Source organism: Shewanella psychrophila, assembly GCF_002005305.1.
Lineage (GTDB): Bacteria > Pseudomonadota > Gammaproteobacteria > Enterobacterales > Shewanellaceae > Shewanella > Shewanella psychrophila.
Window position 1 is genome coordinate 5,303,501 of sequence record NZ_CP014782.1, and the last position, 19,028, is coordinate 5,322,528.

The 19,028-nt window shown below is 41.4% G+C and carries 20 protein-coding genes and 2 pseudogenes; 14 read left to right on the forward strand and 8 right to left on the reverse strand.

What is annotated here, in order from left to right; all coding sequences use genetic code 11:
- Positions 1 to 18 precede the first annotated feature (18 nt).
- Together tnpC and sps_RS23065 are read left to right on the forward strand one after the other, a co-directional pair.
- Positions 19 to 1,581 (forward strand): IS66 family transposase, encoded by a 1,563-nt coding sequence (gene tnpC, locus sps_RS23060; RefSeq protein WP_077751526.1) that lies wholly within the window; start codon positions 19 to 21, stop codon positions 1,579 to 1,581.
- A gap of 73 nt (positions 1,582 to 1,654) precedes the next feature.
- A complete protein-coding gene (locus tag sps_RS23065; RefSeq protein ID WP_077754617.1) occupies positions 1,655 to 2,362 on the forward strand; it encodes an IS6 family transposase in 708 nt (235 codons plus the stop codon).
- A gap of 59 nt (positions 2,363 to 2,421) precedes the next feature.
- Here sps_RS23065 and sps_RS23070 read toward each other — a convergent pair.
- Positions 2,422 to 2,601: pseudogene (locus tag sps_RS23070) on the reverse strand (IS6 family transposase); the annotation flags it as partial.
- Between the two features lie 219 nt (positions 2,602 to 2,820).
- Positions 2,821 to 3,228, reverse strand: a complete 408-nt coding sequence (locus sps_RS23075; protein ID WP_149027341.1) for a hypothetical protein — start codon at positions 3,226 to 3,228, stop codon at positions 2,821 to 2,823.
- A gap of 238 nt (positions 3,229 to 3,466) precedes the next feature.
- Here sps_RS23075 and sps_RS23080 point away from each other — a divergent pair.
- Positions 3,467 to 3,784: pseudogene (locus sps_RS23080) on the forward strand (IS6 family transposase); the annotation flags it as partial.
- 308 nt (positions 3,785 to 4,092) lie between these two features.
- On the opposite strand, the gene sps_RS23085 reads toward sps_RS23080, so the two are convergent.
- The gene (locus sps_RS23085; RefSeq protein ID WP_149027342.1) at positions 4,093 to 5,283 is read right to left on the reverse strand and encodes an IS91 family transposase; all 1,191 of its coding nucleotides are present in this window, start codon (positions 5,281 to 5,283) and stop codon (positions 4,093 to 4,095) included.
- Between the two features lie 70 nt (positions 5,284 to 5,353).
- On the opposite strand from sps_RS23085, the gene sps_RS23090 reads away from it, so the two are divergent.
- The 7 genes from sps_RS23090 to sps_RS23120 all read left to right on the forward strand — a co-directional run bounded on the left by sps_RS23090 (position 5,354) and on the right by sps_RS23120 (position 10,623).
- Entirely contained in the window at positions 5,354 to 5,677 is a 324-nt protein-coding gene (locus tag sps_RS23090; protein WP_077754621.1) for a hypothetical protein, read from the forward strand.
- A gap of 25 nt (positions 5,678 to 5,702) precedes the next feature.
- Entirely contained in the window at positions 5,703 to 6,164 is a 462-nt protein-coding gene (locus sps_RS23095; RefSeq protein WP_179948385.1) for a hypothetical protein, read from the forward strand.
- A gap of 118 nt (positions 6,165 to 6,282) precedes the next feature.
- Complete coding sequence (locus sps_RS23100; protein ID WP_077754622.1) at positions 6,283 to 6,594, forward strand: hypothetical protein; 312 nt, start codon at positions 6,283 to 6,285, stop codon at positions 6,592 to 6,594.
- Positions 6,595 to 7,134: 540 nt separating this feature from the next.
- A complete protein-coding gene (locus tag sps_RS23105) occupies positions 7,135 to 8,829 on the forward strand; it encodes an ATP-dependent nuclease (RefSeq protein WP_169915885.1) in 1,695 nt (564 codons plus the stop codon).
- 274 nt (positions 8,830 to 9,103) lie between these two features.
- Positions 9,104 to 9,346, forward strand: coding sequence for a type II toxin-antitoxin system RelB/DinJ family antitoxin (locus tag sps_RS23110; RefSeq protein WP_077754625.1), 243 nt, complete (start codon positions 9,104 to 9,106; stop codon positions 9,344 to 9,346).
- Positions 9,336 to 9,620, forward strand: coding sequence for a type II toxin-antitoxin system RelE family toxin (locus tag sps_RS23115; protein WP_077754626.1), 285 nt, complete (start codon positions 9,336 to 9,338; stop codon positions 9,618 to 9,620). Before sps_RS23110 ends, sps_RS23115 begins: the two co-directional genes overlap by 11 nt.
- A gap of 427 nt (positions 9,621 to 10,047) precedes the next feature.
- Positions 10,048 to 10,623: a DUF2913 family protein gene (locus tag sps_RS23120; protein WP_237157925.1), complete on the forward strand. Its 576-nt coding sequence runs from the start codon at positions 10,048 to 10,050 to the stop codon at positions 10,621 to 10,623.
- Positions 10,624 to 11,138: 515 nt separating this feature from the next.
- On the opposite strand, the gene sps_RS23125 is transcribed toward sps_RS23120, so the two are convergent.
- Positions 11,139 to 11,330, reverse strand: a complete 192-nt coding sequence (locus tag sps_RS23125; protein WP_077754630.1) for a hypothetical protein — start codon at positions 11,328 to 11,330, stop codon at positions 11,139 to 11,141.
- Positions 11,331 to 12,142: 812 nt separating this feature from the next.
- Here sps_RS23125 and sps_RS23135 point away from each other — a divergent pair.
- Together sps_RS23135 and sps_RS23140 are read left to right on the forward strand one after the other, a co-directional pair.
- Positions 12,143 to 13,285, forward strand: a complete 1,143-nt coding sequence (locus tag sps_RS23135) for an IS4 family transposase (protein WP_077751384.1) — start codon at positions 12,143 to 12,145, stop codon at positions 13,283 to 13,285.
- Between the two features lie 321 nt (positions 13,286 to 13,606).
- Positions 13,607 to 14,641, forward strand: coding sequence for an IS91 family transposase (locus sps_RS23140; protein ID WP_077754632.1), 1,035 nt, complete (start codon positions 13,607 to 13,609; stop codon positions 14,639 to 14,641).
- A gap of 544 nt (positions 14,642 to 15,185) precedes the next feature.
- Here sps_RS23140 and sps_RS29265 read toward each other — a convergent pair.
- Positions 15,186 to 15,482 carry a transposase family protein gene (locus tag sps_RS29265; RefSeq protein ID WP_418346775.1) on the reverse strand — a complete coding sequence of 99 codons (297 nt, stop codon included), beginning with the start codon at positions 15,480 to 15,482 and terminating at the stop codon, positions 15,186 to 15,188.
- Between the two features lie 86 nt (positions 15,483 to 15,568).
- On the opposite strand from sps_RS29265, the gene sps_RS23150 reads away from it, so the two are divergent.
- On the forward strand, positions 15,569 to 16,504 hold the full coding sequence (locus tag sps_RS23150) for a hypothetical protein (protein ID WP_077754634.1): 936 nt from the start codon (positions 15,569 to 15,571) through the stop codon (positions 16,502 to 16,504).
- A 267-nt stretch (positions 16,505 to 16,771) separates the two neighbouring features.
- Positions 16,772 to 16,987, forward strand: coding sequence for a hypothetical protein (locus sps_RS23155; protein ID WP_077754636.1), 216 nt, complete (start codon positions 16,772 to 16,774; stop codon positions 16,985 to 16,987).
- Positions 16,988 to 17,560: 573 nt separating this feature from the next.
- Here sps_RS23155 and sps_RS23165 read toward each other — a convergent pair.
- From sps_RS23165 to sps_RS28585, 3 genes are all read right to left on the reverse strand, one after another.
- Positions 17,561 to 17,887: a hypothetical protein gene (locus sps_RS23165; protein WP_218919610.1), complete on the reverse strand. Its 327-nt coding sequence runs from the start codon at positions 17,885 to 17,887 to the stop codon at positions 17,561 to 17,563.
- A 70-nt stretch (positions 17,888 to 17,957) separates the two neighbouring features.
- Positions 17,958 to 18,302 (reverse strand): hypothetical protein, encoded by a 345-nt coding sequence (locus sps_RS23170; protein ID WP_077754638.1) that lies wholly within the window; start codon positions 18,300 to 18,302, stop codon positions 17,958 to 17,960.
- The gene (locus sps_RS28585; protein WP_077754640.1) at positions 18,299 to 18,772 is read right to left on the reverse strand and encodes a DUF957 domain-containing protein; all 474 of its coding nucleotides are present in this window, start codon (positions 18,770 to 18,772) and stop codon (positions 18,299 to 18,301) included. The genes sps_RS23170 and sps_RS28585 overlap by 4 nt, the downstream gene beginning before the upstream one ends.
- Positions 18,773 to 19,028 lie beyond the last annotated feature (256 nt).

The following is a 19,028-nucleotide window of genomic DNA, read 5'->3' on the forward strand; positions in this document are numbered from 1 at the left end:
TTTGATATAATATCAGCCATGAAAACAACTATCCAGACAGCTTCGTTATCACAAGAAATTGAGCAGCTAAACGCTCAAAATTCTGAGCTGTCTGAAAAAGTGCTCACGCTGCAACAGCAACTCGACTGGTTTAAGCGCCAGTTATTTGGCCGCAAGTCTGAAAAGCTGTTAGAGGATAATCCCAATCAAGAAGTCTTATTTGACCGCCTTGAGTCTGGGGAGCAAGAGCCTGAAGACAAGCAACAGATATCCTATACCCGCTCAGCAAAAAAACGCACCGGCAATGAAGTGAATGACACCGGCTTGCGCTTTGATGACACGGTACCTACTAAGGTTATTGAACTTAAGGCGCCAGAGCTAGAAGGTGACGATGCTGAGCAGTATGAGGTTATCGGTTATAAAGAGACTCATCGCTTGGCTCAACAGCCGGGCAGCTACACCATTCTTATCTACAAGCGTTCCGTCGTCCGTCACAAAACTGAGCATTGCCTTAGCGTACAACCTGCACCCGATAACGTGCTCGACGGGTGTTTTGCTGATGTCTCTGTTATCGCCGGCATCATGGTCGACAAGGGAGTCTATCATTTACCCTTGTATCGCCAGCACCAAAGAATGCTTGATAGCGGCGTTCAGGTCAGCCGGGCTACTCTCATTAACTGGGTAAAACGGGGCATCGAACTGTTAACGCCTATCTACCGAGCTCAGCTACAGCATATCCTCACCAGCTCTACACTGGCCATGGATGAAGTACCGATGAAAGCAGGGCGTAAAGCGAAAGGTAGGATGAAACAGACTTACTTTTGGCCCATCTACGGTGAAGATGATGAAGTCGCCTTCACCTGGTCATCAAGCCGTGGAGCTAAGCACGCCAAGGAACAGTTAACAGGTTTTACCGGTGTACTGCTCAGTGATGGTTACCAGGCTTATACCAATGTGATAAAAGCACTTAATCGTGATAACGAAGCGAACATCATCCATGCCACCTGTTGGGCTCATACTAGGCGCTACTTCGATAAATCTTTACTCATGGAGCCGGAATTGGCTAAAGAGGCCTTAAAGCAAATCGCCGAGCTCTACAAAATCGAAAAACACATCCGCGATAACCTGACCTACAGCGATGAAATCCTCGCTTATCGGCAAAAGTGGAGTGAGCCCATCGTCGATAGCTTCTTCAAATGGCTCTATGACCAACGGCAACGCCCAGAGATTTTACCGAGCAACCCGTTAAGCAAGGCCCTTAGTTATGCACTTGATAGAAAAACAGAACTTAAGGTCTTCTTGAGTTACCCAGCTGTGCCTATCGATACCAATCACTTGGAGCGAGCTTTACGAGTCATACCCATGGGAAGGAAAAATTATCTATTTTGCTGGACCGAACTGGGGGCGGAGCAGTTGGGGATGCTGCAAAGTTTACTGGTTACCTGCCGTCTGCAAGGGATTAATCCTTACACTTACCTCGTCGATGTCCTGCAACGCGTCAGCCAGCAGCCAGCTTCGAAAGTTGAAGAACTCACGCCGCGAGTGTGGAAGACGAAATTTGCCGACAACCCACTCACATCAGATTTGATGCAGACTTCTTAATCTCCTGCAATGGCTCTGTTGCAAAGATCGTCGAATCAGCTAAGCTCCTCTTTTGTTTTAGGCTGGCGATCTCATGACCCTCTTTAAGTATCGACAATTTTCCCATGACATTATCATTTGGGCTGTACGTTGGTATTGTAAATACGGGATCAGCTATCGAGAACTCGAAGAGATGCTCAGTGAGCGTGGTATCAATGTTGATCACAGTACGATTTATCGCTGGGTTCAGCGTTATGCGCCAGAAATAGAAAAACGATTAAGGTGGTATTGGAAGCCCAAAGCAGGATTAAGCTGGAAGGTCGATGAAACCTACATCAAAGTGAAAGGTAAATGGGTGTATCTGTATCGGGCTGTCGATAAACAAGGCCATACCGTCGACTTTTATTTATCGTCCAGACGTAATGCTAAGGCGGCTAAACGGTTTTTGAGTAAAGCTTTGAAAGGGCTCAAATGCTGGGAATGTCCCTCCGCCATCAATACCGACAAGGCGGCTTCCTACGCTGTAGCCATTACGGAATTAAAGCAAGAAGGCAAATGTCCTGAAGCGCTTGAACATCGGCAAATTAAATACCTAAACAATGCGGTAGAAGCTGATCATGGAAAACTGAAAAGGCTCATCAATCCAGTACGAGGATTCAAATCGATGAAGACGGCTTATGCCACTATCAAAGGGTTTGAAGTGATGCACATGTTTAAAAAAGGGCAGTTCAATATCTGGTTATCCGGTCAAGGAATAGCAGGAGAGATCCGTCTAATCACCGATGCACTGGTAAACTATTAATAATCATCCAGATAACCGGAGCACTTTCGGGCTAGGCTCAATCTTTGCAACAGAGCCACTTCGAGTTGCGGCGCATATTTGATCACCCAACGGTTCAGGGTTGAGTGGTCAAAATGGATATTCCGCTCAGCGAACATCTCTTCAATTTCACGGTAACTGAGTTTATAAGCCAGGTAATAGCGAAGCGCCTGCATGATGATATCTGATGGATAATGTCGGCCAGAGAAATTGAGGGTCATGCAGTAGAGACTCCAAGTTAATGTTTGAATATCATCAACTCCTTAGCTTGCGTCGTCAACTTTGCGACAGAACCGGTGAGTAAAACAGTGGTCAAGCTTTTGGCCACTGTTGGCTCAGAAGCCAGCACGACTACATGCAAGGTAAAACGCCAGCTGAAGTTTTGAGTAGCTCACGCCATCTTTGAACCATGCCAAATTTTGATCTTACTCTGTAAGCCCTCAAAAGTGGAACTCTGCTGACGTCATACTTCTAATATCTCCTACGATAAATTGGATACCTTCACGTATAGGCATAACCTGTCCAGTTTCTGCTTTATTCCTATAATTTTCATTTTTTAGACTGAATACTTTCCAAGACGAAAACTTTCCAGCAACTGGTCGAGGCACCGTACCACCTGAACATTTGGCCTTAAATTTATTGTATTTATCTTCCGATACATACACATAATAAAAATATTTGCTCTCCGAATTTATATTATGCTGCATCAAAGGAGCATTATAGGTAATTTTTTCACTTGGATATTCCAAGCTATCATCATAATTATTATGACAAAATACATTAAAGTGCTCAGCAAACACAGAAGAGGAACAGAGTGACAAAATAGTACAATAAAAAAAACTACTCATTTTCATAACTTTAATCTCGATAGAATCCTCTCTCTTACATTAACGGCGAATGGTTATCGTATAGTAGGGCGGAATTAAGGAGTTAAACATGAAAAGCAAAGCTAGAATAACAGCCCATTCGGACAGCTAGTTAAAATAAAAGTCTTGAAATACAGTGACGCAAATAAATACAAAGGGCTCTGTTGCAAAGCTCGTCGAATCAGCTAAGCTCCTCTTTTGTTTTAGGCCTGCTATTCTCATGACACTCTTTAAGTATCGACAATTTTCCCATAACATTATAATTTGGGCTGTACGTTGGTATTGTAAATACGGGATCAGCTATCGAGAACTCGAAGAGATGCTCAGTGAGCGTGGTATCAATGTTGATCACAGTACCATTTATCGCTGGGTTCAGCGTTATGCGTCAGAAATAGAAAAACGATTAAGGTGGTATTGGAAGCCCAAAGCAGGATTAAGCTGGAAGGTTGATGAAACCAACATCAAAGTGAAAGGAAAGTGGGTGTATCTGTATCGGGCTGTCGATAAACAAGGTCATACCGTCGACTTTTATTTAAACGGTAAGGAATTTGAAAGTTTTCTCTAAACAGCAGCCCCTTGACGGTAAGGAATTTGAAAGTTTTCTCTAAACAGCAGCCCCTTGAAACGGTAAGGAATTTGAAAGTTTTCTCTAAACAGCAGCCCCTTGCGATAGCAAAGATAAAATGTAAACCGTAAGGAATTTGAAAGTTTTCTCTAAACAGCAGCCCCTTGCGATAGCAAAGATAAAATGTACGATCACCACAAGTTAAAATCAGGGCAAGGGCGTTTTCTATGCTCCGTGGTCAATTATTGCGCTAAAACCCAAATTACAGGCCCACTAACCCCCTAAATAACCACCCGTTTTAAATTCGCCAGCGTGTTTACCTCCGAAATCAGCTTCCCTAACGGGGCACCGTGCTCAAATCGATTAAATATCATCCTCCCACCGCATAAAATACACTTAAACGGGTCGACCTTTACATACCCCATCAGCATGGCCGCATAGCTTGGACCTTCCGTTATCTCTACTTCTTGCTCTAATTTGTCGTAAATTATCGGCAACAACCGTCCCCGTAGTCGGTTCGACAAGAAACCGTAGTACCTAATCATCTTAAAATGCTTCTCCGGTACATGACTCAAGATTCTCGCGATAAGCTCAAATTGCGACAAATTTAGGTCGCTGAGCTTTTTCGTCCGATGGTCTAAATATTCTATCTCTACCGACTCATCAACATAATGTTTCAGTCGGGCGCCGGCTATTGGCGGTTTCTTCAGATAACGGCCTAAGTACTGAGTAGTGTGGGCTTTGTGGCTGGTTTTTTTGGCTATATTAACCTGCCAGGTCTTTTGATATTGCTTATCCAGCAGGTCCCGCCAATCTTTCTCATCTTTGATGCGTTCAGCTAGCTGGGCGGGGAGAGTTAATTCATGGAAGTGCTTGCGCAGTAAGCTTATCACCCCATAACGCCATTGTTTTTTTAGCGCTTTAAATGGAAAATGGAACAGCCTTATTTCGCCTTTGTCGGTCACTCCTATCGCTGCAACTGAAAGGTGGATATGGCAATTGAAGTTAAGTCGTCTCCCGTAGGTGTGTAGCGCACTAAATATACCCAGCGTCAGCTTCTTTAATCGCCCAAACTGTTGCAAAGTATCACTGGCAATCGTAAATAGTTTACCCAGTAACCATCGGTTTGCCTTAAACACATCCCAAAATACATCCGGCATCGTGTACGTGATATGTCGCCACTCACAATCTGGTAGTGTCTCACCCTGCGTCATCATCCACCGCTCTGTCGCCTTCTGACCACATGAGTGACACAACTTAGATTTGCAACTCGTCTTTATCACTTTAGAGTGTGAGCAACCCGGTGTACTGCAATCATAGTGAAGACTCCCAAGCATTGTCGTGCCACACGCTAACATCTTCGCTACACTCTCTAATTCCACCCGCCTGAACTCGTGTCCAGACTCAACCATGCGATTAAACGCATTATTTGTCGTGAAAAGCTTCTTTAGCGGGCGTAAAACGATGACCAATACTCAAACAATAGGGTAAGATAACTCACTGTATCAATACAGATTAATTCTTTCAAACTCAAAGGCTATTATGAACAAGGTCATTATCGGTTTTTTTGCTCAGTCTGGTGACGCAGCACTCTGCGAAGGCAATAGCCTTCTGGTTATGAATAAGAAAAAACGACTGAAAAACTACCTCGTTGGCATGCCAAACTCGCAGATGTCTAAAGTTTCACTTCACGAACTGCTCGCAGGTCTGGACTCCGGCGGTGAATATTGCCTAGACGAACCCGCTTTCCAGCTCTTTGAAGAGTATGCCAACCTCCATTATTTCAATATCTCTTCCCATACCGACCAAAAAGGGATCGAGTTATATACCATCTCACTCGGAGAAATGATGCTCTTTAGCTCTTAAAAGTCTCAGCCGCAGGCTGATTTGCTTGAAAGATCATCGACAAGCACATGAAGATTTCTCGGAAATATTTCACAAGGATAATGTTCATTACTGTAATAACGTTGCTTCTGCTATATCTCTAATTGATGATGAATTTCTAGATGAAGTTCAGTTTGAGTATGACTTTACAGAGGAAACTCGGGGCCTAAGTGAAATTCTCAATGCAATGGATGAGTTTGTGGATAAAATTTGGTTTAACCGACATTGTAATCGTGCTTACCACATTGAAAATGGCAAGATAGAAATTATTCCAGACGGTACAGAAAGGTATGGTAATGATGTCATACATGAAGGCATATGGGCTGGAGCAATAAAGTCGGCACAACGCGTAACCGAAAAATATGATGATACAGGCCCATGGGATGATTTCGAATGGGGAATGTTAAATGGCAAGCTATCAGCACTTCGCTGGGTTCTAGGTGATGATTGGGATATGCTTGATACATAGAAAAATTAACAAGCAGCTGCAATCTGACTCCGCAAACTGTCACGCTTTTTGTTCCAAAAAGCCCGCCAGCTTGCTACGCAGTTGAGCTGGGCGTTATGTTTCACACAAGGATCGGTGTATGAAAAACTCTGATAGAACCCGTAAAGCGCAAGAGGTTCACGCAGAACAGTTACTCAAATTAAGTACGAGTCTAATGACCGCATTTTTTGTTGTTATTTTAATTGTTCCTATCAGCTCGGTAGTTGCCGCTTCATTTAATAATCTACCTGATACAAACCCAATTGATTTTTTCTTTAAATTATTTGGGTCTTGGTATGCAGCTGTATTCATATTGGCTGAGCTGGGTTTACTCTATATAGTTGGTAAAACTAGAGATAATGCACTTTCAATCTATGACGAACTATACCCTGACGAGGCTAGTGAAACATAACAAATAAGGATAGGCCGCGCGAAGCCGCGTCCTTATCCCAAGTGTTGAACAAGCCCGAGGTCAGGGTTAACTTTATATGATTACCTACATTTCCTAATCGCACGACCCACCATTAGACCTTTGCTCTAACCCATTTCTGTCCAAAAAAAGCTAAGCAAGCCCTTTACCACCTATCTCAGAGCTATGGTCAAATCTGGTGATACAGATGGTTCACTCAACAGCGGTGAACAGCGCTTCATACGACCTCACGTCGCACGCCCCAAAATGAGTTACAGGCAATATGTGGCACAGATAAGTAACAGGTCAGTTGGCCTACTTTTTCTCATCTATAATGGCACTTAATGATTTTTTCGTCAGCCACAAAAATCAATGCTTACTTTCATTATTCTGTGTGCTCGTTTTTTCAATGCGGCTCTGATAGAGTACCTGTCAATCAATGGCTTAGATAAAACGAAGCTTAAATAATAGGTTTATTAAATGTGCATGCGCGTTTTGCTAAATATACGCGCATGCGCACTATACAACAATAGAAGGATAGCCATGTACGACTTGGCAATTAGAGCGAAGAACTATAAGTGTTTTAAGGAAGAAACTGGCTTTGACTCCATTCGCCGAGTTAACTTAATCATAGGAAGAAATAATGCAGGAAAATCGTCATTATTAGATTTGATTGAAATAGTCGTTACTAAAAAATATGAAGTTGAAAGATCGACTTGGAGAGACAATCAGCGTCCACAAATAATATTTGAAGCTGAAATTTCTGAGAGTGTTATAAACCAAGTATTTCGTTCAAATACAAGCGGCGGCGGCGCGATCAGCGGAAATCATGGCACCTACGGGCAAAACTACGTAGGTAAAACTCTAAAATGGACTAAGAGCGGTAACGAAAATAATAACGCAGCGTTATTAGATTGTAATGATGAAGAGATTAGTCCTCCTTTAAGAAATTCCGGTGACTATGCACGATCACTACCAAACAGTATGCCTATTCCTCTCGAAGGTAAAACGTTTAGGCGTCTTCTATCTGAACGAGATATCCTTCCAGAGTTGGCTGAACCACAAAACATCACTATAGGAAACAATGGCAGCGGCTTAACAAACGCAATTCAGAACTTTATAAACAGATCTAACTTACCTAGTGATTTAGTTGAAACCTCGATCCTCGATGCTCTCAATTCAATATTTGCTCACGACGCAGTATTTACTGACATAGTTTGCCAGATGCATGAGGACAATAATTGGGAAATATATTTAGAGGAAGAATTTAAAGGGCGCATAGCACTTTCGCAATCAGGCAGCGGATTGAAAACTGTAATGTCTGTTCTTGCATGCCTGATATTAGTTCCTCACCTAGAAGAGAAGCCATTAAGTCAGTATGTATTCGGTTTTGAAGAATTAGAAAACAATATTCACCCTGCGTTATTAAGGCGACTAAATGACTATATTTATAAGGCTGCAATAGAGCATGATTTTTTGTATTTCCTAACGACTCACTCGAATGTTTTAATTGACCAATTTAGTAAGCAAAGTGACGCACAAATAATTCATGTTACGCATGTCGATTCTGTAGCGACCTGCACTACAGCTAACACCTATATCGAAAATAATGGGATTCTCGATGACCTAGACGTTAGAGCTAGTGATCTATTGCAGGCAAACGGTATTATTTGGGTTGAAGGACCGTCGGACCGAATTTATTTGAACAAGTGGATTAGCTTATGGAGTGACGGAGAGCTGAAGGAAGGCACCCATTACCAGATAATATTCTATGGGGGGAGATTGCTTTCCCACCTTAATGCAGAAGCACCTGAAGATGTTGAATCTGGTATATCTATTCTCAACACTAATCGAAATGCGATAATGCTTATAGATAGCGATAAACGAACACAGCAAACTCCAATAAATAAAACGAAACAAAGAATTAAAGATGAGTTCGCGGCAATGGAAGCTCACTGCTGGATAACAAAGGGAAAGGAAATTGAAAACTATATCCCAGCAATTGTGGTGGATGCGTTTTGGAGTGTTGAAGACTCCGATCAAGTCGATAGATATGAGTCATTTTTTGAATATTTAGATAATATAGTCACGGGAGAAGGCATAAAATATAATGTTAAAAAGCCTCTACTGGCAGAGAAACTGGCCCCTCATATGACAATAGAAAATTTAACAGAAGTATTAGATTTAAATGAAAACATGAGTTTGGTTTGTGATGCCATTAGATCATGGAACAGTTGAAATGTAACAAGTCAAAGCACTCGGACGCAGTAAACTGCGCCGGTGTTTGAGGCGTTATTGCGCATCCGATAGGCATACTTTTTCTAATTAAAACTTCATAGTTTAGAGTCAAGACTCTAGCTTATTTCTGTCCAAAAGTGAGCTTGACCACTGGTGAGCAGCCTTGTGATCACAACTTATAATCAGTCAGCATGTATCAAGTCATCTATGAGTAAATTGCGTTACCTGTAGAAAAATATATACTGTAATGACAATGGTAATTACAGAGGTGTCTATGGGAACAATTAATATTAGGGTTGATGATGGACTTAAAGCTCGTTCTTATGCTGCTTTAGAGAAACTGGGTGTCACGCCTTCTGAATTGTTACGTCAAACACTTGAGTATGTTGCTCAAAGAGGGACGCTCCCTTTTAAGCCTGTACTGTTAACTGATGAGGATGAAGCGTTGATCTCATTAGCTAAAGCTCGACTTGCAGAACCCTTACCTGGTGTAAAGGTTTCTTTGGATGATTTATGAATTAGAGTTTGATCCTCGTGCCCTGAAAGAGTGGCGAAAACTAGGTAATACGGTTCGCAAGCAGTTTAAGAATAAGCTAACGGAAGTTTTAAAGCATCCGCACATAGAGGCTAATCGTTTAAGAGAGCTACCCTGCTGTTATAAAATTAAACTGCGTAGTGCTGGATATCGATTAATCTACCAGGTTCAAGATGAAAAGGTCACCGTGTTTGTTATTGCTGTTGGTAAAAGAGAAAGTGATCGCGTTTATAAAGTAGCAAACAAGCGGGCTTAAAACTTGATAAAGTTACATTATCAACTGATTGAAAATTAAGCCCTCATGTGGAAAAGCTGGGACAGCAAGCTGCCCCAGAGCTTTACACACAATCAGCCTAGCCGACCGATATGTTAACGGGAGGGTTGCGCTCCGCGCCCAATCAATTTTTGTTTGTTTTTCTGACAAGCGACAAGAATAGACAATTTGACTAAAAGCGGGGGTATTTACCATAAGCAGAAATTGTGCGCAGCGCGCATGTGACGTTGGTTTGAAATGTCACCTGGACACCTTAAAAATAACGGTTTTCTCTCCGAAAACCAAGCAAAACTTCACTCTCAGTAATTAGTCAATTTCACCACTATCGCACCTGAGTCAAGAATAGTGTTCTACGGCTCAAAATGATAAAATTTAGCCTGATTTCTACTCTCACTGTTTAGGTATTTATTTGAACGAACTTCCTTACCAGGGCGTAATGAAAAGCCTGGTCGATAACTCACTGCTGCATCTCTATTTCACCGTTGTTGAAACGCCTCGCATTGTGCCGGTTCATAAGCGTAATGAGATCTTGGTACGTTATTTAAAGCCAAAGCTTAAAGATAACCATTATCGGCAGATCAAAAGGGAGCTGAGAAATATGCTCTCTATTGGCCGTAATGCTAAGAGAGATCTAGAAGCTAAGCTTGTAGAGCTTCGTAAACTGCATCAACGTCTTGAGGAAAGCCTCACTGACGCGCAGAAATTGTTTGATTTACTTGAAATATTGCGGTGTGAACAGGGCTTAGAGAGTCGGTTTATTAATGAAAATGAGAGAAGAGTGCCAGGCTTCATCTATATGCTACAAGAACATGGTTTTAATCAGGCTGGTGAGCAGGTTTCACCTGTGTCGTTGTTTTTAGAGTCGGATAAGGTCTATGGACTGGTAGAAGCGATTGAGCTGACGGGGTTGTTTGGTGCAGAGCTGCAACAGCTCAATCAAGATAAGCTGCAAGGGCATATCTTGTTGCACCCGATAAATGCTTAGATTAGTTGTTAGTATTTTATCAATTGGGGTGAACTAGTAAACATGGGTTAACCAATGTTTATAGTGAGTTATGTATAGATTGCTGTAAGGGCAAGAGTCTGAACAAAAAATAGATCTCTTATTGGAATTTACGCGTATCGATAGCGTGAATAAAGTGCACGCGCTAAAGCTACACCTCGTCAAAGGGTATCCCGCTACAGCGGCTTATGGATTATGCGATGTGAAGCTGCAACATTTTCACTCTACGCTTGAGGCTTTAAATAAGGTCTATGATATTCACGAACGTTTAAATGGACTATGAGTACGTCCAATTTTGGAGGAATATGATATGCTTTCATCTACAGATTTTCGTGTCGCCGTGATCATTTTTCTGTACTCCCGTGTACACCTTTATGTGTTCTAAGTTGTTGTCAAGGTCACGATATTATGATGGGTAATCGTGGTTTCGATGCCAAGGAGTAGCGCTTGTTTCATGTGTAGTTCTTCTGAAGATGCTAACTAGCTAGATACAAAACCTATTGCCCAGATCGTTTGTCTTGCTTGGCTTTCTGAATTTTATCCATGATAGCAAGAACCATCTTAGTGCCTTTCGCTTCAAGATTATCTTTGTACCACATATTTTGCTTTGTTTGATAAGACTTCTTGTCGCTCATTAGCTCAGTCAGATTGTTGATTTGAGAAATGATAACACAGTTGATCAAACTCATAATTGTACTGAAACGGGTTAGAACTAAGACTCTAAAAGTAACTATTGGGATTAGGAAATGGGGTCTTCTCCGCTTACATGAGCTTGATATTTGGATAAAAGGTATAAACAGGTGCTTATGGTTGTATTTTTATCAGGTGGATGCTGAATATGTGATCTGTATTCAATAGTGTTCTCGCCCTGGGGATCGGCAGGGTGAGATCGTGAACGTTTTTAAACTAGTTTAGAGTGATAGTTAATCGAAAGTAGCTCCATTTATGTTCAAATATCTCGCTCAGCATAAGAAAGTAGAGTGCTTAGTGAACATTTCGTATCTAATTTACACACTCACGCTCTCGCCCTGTGGGGATAGGCATTCTCAGCCGTAGGCTGGTTTGTGTTCATTTTTCAACTAAGATCATGTTAGTATAGGCATTCTTGCAACTGTTCAATGTGAGAATTATATGTAATTTAGGTGGATATATGACAATCTTATTCAGGTTGCTTTTAACGGGTAGTTCGCTCTTGTTATCTATATTTGTTTTCATGATAGCTAAAGGGAAATCAATATCGGATTTAAATATAGACTTTCTTAGTAGCGTAACAATCATCCCATCAATGTTTATATATTTTTTAATTGTTGCAGCCATTAGCTTCGCTACTATTAAAATCACTTTTTTTATTCATGATGAAATATTCTATCGCGATACATTTTCAGGTGTAGAGATTGCTAATGACTCTTTCCTACCTTAAGCATCCCCTCATAATAACCAGAGGCAGCAAGGCTTCCAGAGTATAATAAGCCAAATCACTCTATGTTCTAAAATTTATAACATGATAAATAAAGCCCTTATTCATAATCACATCGATGAACTCTTTGGCCATGACATGCATGCTAAAAGGGTCACCTCACTTGCTAATGCCGCTCACGGAGTGATTGAAAAGGGGTCACTCGCTATTCATGCCATTGGCGCTGGCTTAGCCCAAGCCAATAAACTTAAGCGTAAGTCTGCTATTAAACAAGTAGACCGATTACTCAGTAATACAAAGTTAAACGTCTGGCAATTACTGGACTCCTGGGGGCCTTATATTATCGGTGCACGCAAAGAGATAGTGGTCTCTCTCGATTGGACTGAATTTGATTCAGACGACCATTCAACCATCGTACTGAGTATGCAAACAACCCATGGACGTAACACGCCACTGCTATGGAAAACCCATCGTAAACATGCTTTAAAAGGTAATAGAAACAACCATGAAGATGAGTTGTTGGTTAAGTTAAGGTCGATCGTTGCAGAGGATGTTAAAGTGACAATTGTTGCTGATAGAGGCTTTAGTGATACGGCACTATTTAACTTCATTGAACATGAGCTGGGTTTTGACTTCATCATTAGAATTAAGGCTAATATCAAAGTCACCGATGCGGTAGGAGAGCTGTTTCCAGTAAAGGACTGGCTATTACCCAGCGGCATAACAAGAACCCTTAAGGACGTTCAAATAACGGGTAATAAGCAAGCAGTCGCTCGGGTCATTTGCACCAAGAAAAAAGGCATGAAAGAAGCTTGGTATTTAGCATCAAGTCGACGTGACCTAGTGAGTAGCAAGATGTTGACTTTATATGGGAAACGTTGGGGGATAGAGACGACTTTTCGTGACATTAAAGACTATCGTTTTGGCATGGGGATGAGTGCCACCTACACGCGTTCCCCGGTACGTAGAGACCGGTTGTTTTTGCTAAGCGCCTTGGCGATAGGCTTGCTGACGCTACTAGGAAAAGCGGGCGAGGATGCTGACTTGGAAAAGACAATAAAGGCAAATACCAGTAAAACTCGCTCATACTCTCTGTTTCGCCAAGGTTGTATTTACTATGAACTGTTACCCACGATGCGAGAAGAGTGGGCAGAACCTCTAATGGATAATTTTTATCGTTACCTTAAAAACCAGCCTATTTACCGTTCAATTTTCGGGATTATTTAAAATTGAAAAATGAGGGGATCTCTAAGCTTTCCTACCTAGTTATCTTGGGTATTTTTTTGTTTCTCTAAGTGCAGCGTCTTTACCATCAACTTCTAGCGTTTCGTTTGTGTTTGTGTTTGTTTTAATCGCTGTTTTCTTGTTCTTTTCTAGGGTCTCTTTTTTTAACCCGATGTTTCTACTTATGCAGTATAATTTCTTTTATTCTACCTAGGAATTTCCTCTTGGAAGGCTTGGTGTAGCTCGGTTTAAGCTTTTTCTAGGCTTTTGTGGCTATAGATATTAGTCTACAGACCAAATAAAGATATTATTCAGTGTAGTGGTATGAATTTTAAGGGAATTAAAAACAAGTTATTACGGTTTAAGTCCATTTTTGTTACCCATTGGATAAGCTTTACAATTAAACATCCCAGATACAATAAACCGTATTATCATTCAGAAATTAAAAAGATGATGGATTGTGGGAGTGAAGCATTGGGTTTTGCTACCTTTCAGTGTTTATCATGTGGTAAAGGTGAGCATACAGTGAACTTTAGCTGCAAAGCCTGCCCGCAGTGCGGTAAGCGCTATTCACGTGAAAGTATGGAAAAAATAGCCAGCCGGTTATTACCTGGAGTTAGCTATAGACAGGTAGTGTTAACGTTACCCAGTGAATTCAGGAATATTTTCTATAATCATCCACAACAAGGGGCATTGTATTCAGAGTTAATGAGTGTGGGCCATGCGTGCTTAGAGGCGCTCATTCAGGATTTACTCCGCTGTAATACGCTTAAAATCGCCAGTATCGTGTTTATCCATACTCATGGACGGAATGGGAGCTATAACCCCCATCTTCATATCTTATTAGGAGAAGGAGGGTTGAATCCAGAGACCAATCAATGGCTTCCAATAAGCTACTTACCTTTAAGCCGCTTACGGCTGAAGTGGCAAGCGCATTTACTTCACTTCATGGCGGCTCGTATTGGAGACTTAAACGGTATCCTTAAGGCTCTGTGGGATAAGCATCCTGATGGATTCTACGCACATCCCGGAAATGGTAAAAAAGTCCCGACGAAGCATTATCGAGGGTTACTCAAATATCTGACTAAGTACTTAGCTTCCCCACCAATAGGAGTATCGAGGATAACCTGTGTTTCTGATGGATATGTTAGTTATTATTATCAATCACATAAAAGTAAGCAACGAGAATATGAGCGGGTAGAAGCAGAGGTGTTTATTGGGCGCATGGTACAACATATCCTCCCTAAAGGATTCCAGCGAATTCGTTATTATGGGTTACAAGCGACAGCGAGCTTTAAGAAATGGGTTGAAATCATTGCTAAGACAGCTGGAGATTTAGTTGATGGTATGATTAGCTAGGTTAGTCGTCTGAAATATCGTTATTTGTTTAGAAGGTAGCAGGTAGAAATCCACTTATTTGTGCATTTTGTGGTGATAATATGCAATTAGTTTGGCTATATCATCCTGATAGAGGGATTTTCTATGATATATTTTCCCTTTGATTTGTTCACTTGTTCACTTGTTGCAGTATACTTCGAATTCAGTTCCTCGCTCTTTACCAGACAAACTCGGTTACCTTGCTGTGCAGTAATAACATCAAGATAACCAAACAAACCATAACAGCGCCAGTTGTTATGGTGTTTTTTGTGTTTTATTAATAAAAACAGGCTAAGTATTAAGTTTGTTTGTGAATTTATCAATGCAAAGTTTTGCAATCAATTCAGTCAATAATAACTGAATTGATTGCCTATAAAAATCCCTTTATTCCCCACCAATTCGCAATAGCTAATTTAGCTTTTGCGAAGAGACCTTGATCTATTTTTTCACTTAATTATTTTGGTTCACCATGTCTGTAGGAATCCCTCCACTAAATCAGGTTACCTGATTTAGTGGAGGGAGGATTTCAACAATGCTTTTTAACAAATTGAAAAGCACTGGTCGTACGCACCTTTATCTGATGACCGGTGTAATTGACGCTATCAATAGCAATAACATCAGCGCCTGTTGTGTTAATTAATGAAGAAATCCAGCTTTGAAAAGCGCCTTCAATTTCATCGGATTTTAAACGACAAACAACTCGTGCAATAGTGTCATGCCTAGGAATGACGCTCTCAAACAGCCGGTACTGCCTAAGCCATTCTAATTTTGAATGTCCTGCCTTTTTTCTTGGTGCAAATGACCCGAGCGACTGCTTGTTTATTACCCGTTATTTGAACGTCATTAAGGGACCTTATCCTTGATGGTAATGTATGTTACAACTTATAAATCAATAGTTTGGAGTTAATTATGTTTGCATTTCAACGAAACAAAGAAAGAGAAAATGTTGTTTCCAGTCAGGAACAAGTTGAAACATACGGAAATAGGACAGTTGCTGCGCCTCTTCCTAGTTTAAAAGGAGGCGGGCGCAAGCGACCGGGCTTGAAAGTGGTGATCGGCCCACAAAACAAAATTCCCACTTCAACTGTCGGGCTGAGTTTAGATACCGATAAAATAACCACTACCGGGGCCGGAGCTGAATTTTTTCATGGCAGCAGATCATCAAGTTTACTCGCATTTTCTGATTCTGCGGGTGATTTTAAAGGACAAATATTGCCCATGGGTACGTTGATGTCCGAAGGGTTATACCCATTTTCTGGCGAGGCTGGAAACTCTCTGGCTGCGAACGCGGCGAATACGACTGCCGTGTCAGTGGTGAGAGCAGAAAACGTAGGGGCTGCCTATGATTATGCCACGCAAGAATTGCGGGCGCCAAGATTTGATTTAGCGCGGTCTGAGACTGAAGTGGCAACTGCAGAGAAAGAACTCGTTGAGAAGGATGGTGTGTCTGCTGATGTCGTTGAAAAACTCCGCCTTGGCACCGATGATGGCTTCAGTTTTTCTGATTTCGCAACCACGATGAAGGCAAGAAGATTAATACTTAATAGCGGTCGTCTTCGACGCTGGTCAGGTTTATCCACGGTAGAACGCGACTTTGTCAGCGAGGATTTTCCACTTTTGTATGGTTTTACTGAGAAAAACAATGACTTAGTTGTCCCAATCCACTCAGATATACCGGGAGAGTTTGGCATTACCGGCGGCGTTAAAAGTGATGGGGTAAAAGTTATTTACACGGAAGAAGCTCAAGTACAACGTGTTTTGAATTACCTTCATGCCAAAGGATTTAATTCTATTGCTGTAAGGTCATTCAAAGACATCCTGTACGTTCCAGCAACGAGGGTTTGATCTGCATCGGTGTTGGTAACTCGCCTGAACACAACTCATGACATATGGCCCTGAACAGTGCTGACTTCAGGGCCATACTTATACTTAAGCATCAGTGTGTCATGTCCCGACCTTGCAGCGAGAAAAAGACCAGGTCAGAGCCAACCCTGAACGTTACCTCCCCTGGAACTATCTAGACCCACCTTGCTCATCGGCAAACTAACTTAACCTAAAAATAATCAGTCAGGGCTCACCCGCCCTGGCGAGTCATGCCTGAAGAAAAGTGCAATGTCACGCTATGCTCTCGTAAGCTCACATCAGGATGGTGACCAAATAGTCCCACTGTCTTTATTCTTGGAATCGAATAAGATCAATGCTGTTTTAGGGGGCATTGAGAAAACTGGGTTATTTAGTGCAGAAATACAACCTATGCTAGAAGATACGGGGCAAGGGCATATCTTGTTGTTTAGTCCGTCAAAGTTACATACGTACAAGAAGGCTTAAGATCATAATTGATATCCCCAAAATTAGCGGGATGTTATCCTGCTGCTTCAATGTAGGTCACACACTCAACATTGAGTAAGATGCTTCGATTGATTTCCTTATCCCTTTAGAAGCGTCAACTACCTTGAAAAACACCGTTAATTTCACTCATTCTTATGCAGAAATCCTATGACAAAATTAAAAACATTACTTGTTTTTAAGGAAAATATAAGCTCAGTAATAACACTTTTTTACCGGATAGGGCTTTTCCCTTGGGGAAACCCCTTCCATTGAAACCCTTTACAATTCCCCTTTTGCTACAACACTCAACAACTCAATAAAAAAGTCCCATTAAGAGACCTTTCCAAATTAAGTGAAAAATTGGATTTCCTTGTAAGATATGTCTACATCACACTCATTTTGAATGGCGGTAACGATTGCCTCAATGTCGTCCGTAGTGATTAACGACGACCAGCTACAATCTTGTTGTGACTCTGTTTGTAGTAATTCTTCAAAAGTGTCAGCGTTACCGTTGTGTGAGGCCACTTTTGCAGGATTCCACAATAAATATCTCTTCATGGTGTCACCAATACGTTAAAAGTGTGTGTAAAGCCCTGTGAGGCGCTCAAATGATGCTGTTAAGCCATCACAATAGATGTCTGATTCAAAACCAATAACTTTGACTGTTCCAAATCTGGCATTAACCTTTAGCGCTTCCACCGTGTAAGTATCATTAAGATCGAGTAATACTCGTATTTTGTTGATCCCCTCCTTCGCTAATCTAGCGGGTAACGCAAACATTAAGCCGTTCTCTATTGCGACAAACTGCTTTGATCCCGTAAAAATAATAAAACATTGACCCCCTAGCTGCTGCAAAATGGTCTCCGCTCTTAATTGTCGTTCAGTTATTGCTGTCATCATGTAATTCCTTAAATTAAAAAGGAAATAACACCCCTTGGGGAGTTATTCCCCAAGGGTAGATGCTTACTTGTTACCGTTGAAACGGCAATAAATAAGTGTCGTGTCTATGCGCTTGGCACCGAACCATAAAAGCTTCTTGTGTTAGTGCATATGTTTCTGGTTTATCCGTCAGCTCAACCTCTATACTCACGTAAGGATGATCGAGTTCGTTGTCAAATGACTCGCCGGTTAACGGGTTAAAACTATAGCAATCTGGCAATCCTAACAACTCAGGAATGGCCCATTCATCAAGGTTATGCTGTTCAATTAATGCCTTAATCTCATTAATCAAGTTGCTTCCTTTAATGACTACATCGTTACAGGTTTTGTAGTTGCCACCGCAGCGATACATCAAGCTAATTCGAATGTTTTTCATTGAATTTGCACTCTTGAAGGTTTGTATACAAAATTATCTTGTGCATCACCATCAAACTCAATGCACTGAGCACCTTGTTTGATCGCTTCTGCGATAACCTCTTTGACAGCCTTTGAAAGTCGAAGATAAAAATCCTGACTCTCTTTGGCATTTTCAAGCGTCTCCCACAGTTTTAGAAAATACCCAGCACCTCGTTTTGCAATACGACTGTGTGTATTGTTAAGTTCCTCTGTAAATGTCATCTCATCATAACGGTTTAAATGCGTTGTACTCACCACTACGGTTAAGTAGCGCTCAGTAAAAGGCTGATTAGAATAATACTGCGGCAATAACCGTGTTAAGGCGGCTAAAGCGGTTGCTGAATCAACTCTTTCTTCATTATCAAAATGAATCGTTGACTCCGTAGTCACGTTATCTTCAAGCCACAAGATTAATTGCTCTACGACATCAATATTACGTTGTACAGTCATGTTGTCTCTCTTATAAAAAAGGGACAACGACCCAATGGGAGGTTGTCCCATTGGGGTTAAGTTTATTGATTAGGCGTTCAGTAACTTCTTCGCTAACGCGACCTCGATGCTGTCACCATCTGAGTTAAGGGCGTCCAAGCCGTTATCAGGCATATCACCAGAGGTTGATTGCGTCACCGCTATCTTATGACAACTAAAAAAGGAGTCAAGATAATACTAATTACCAGAAAAAGTATAAAAAACCCTGCTGACTTTA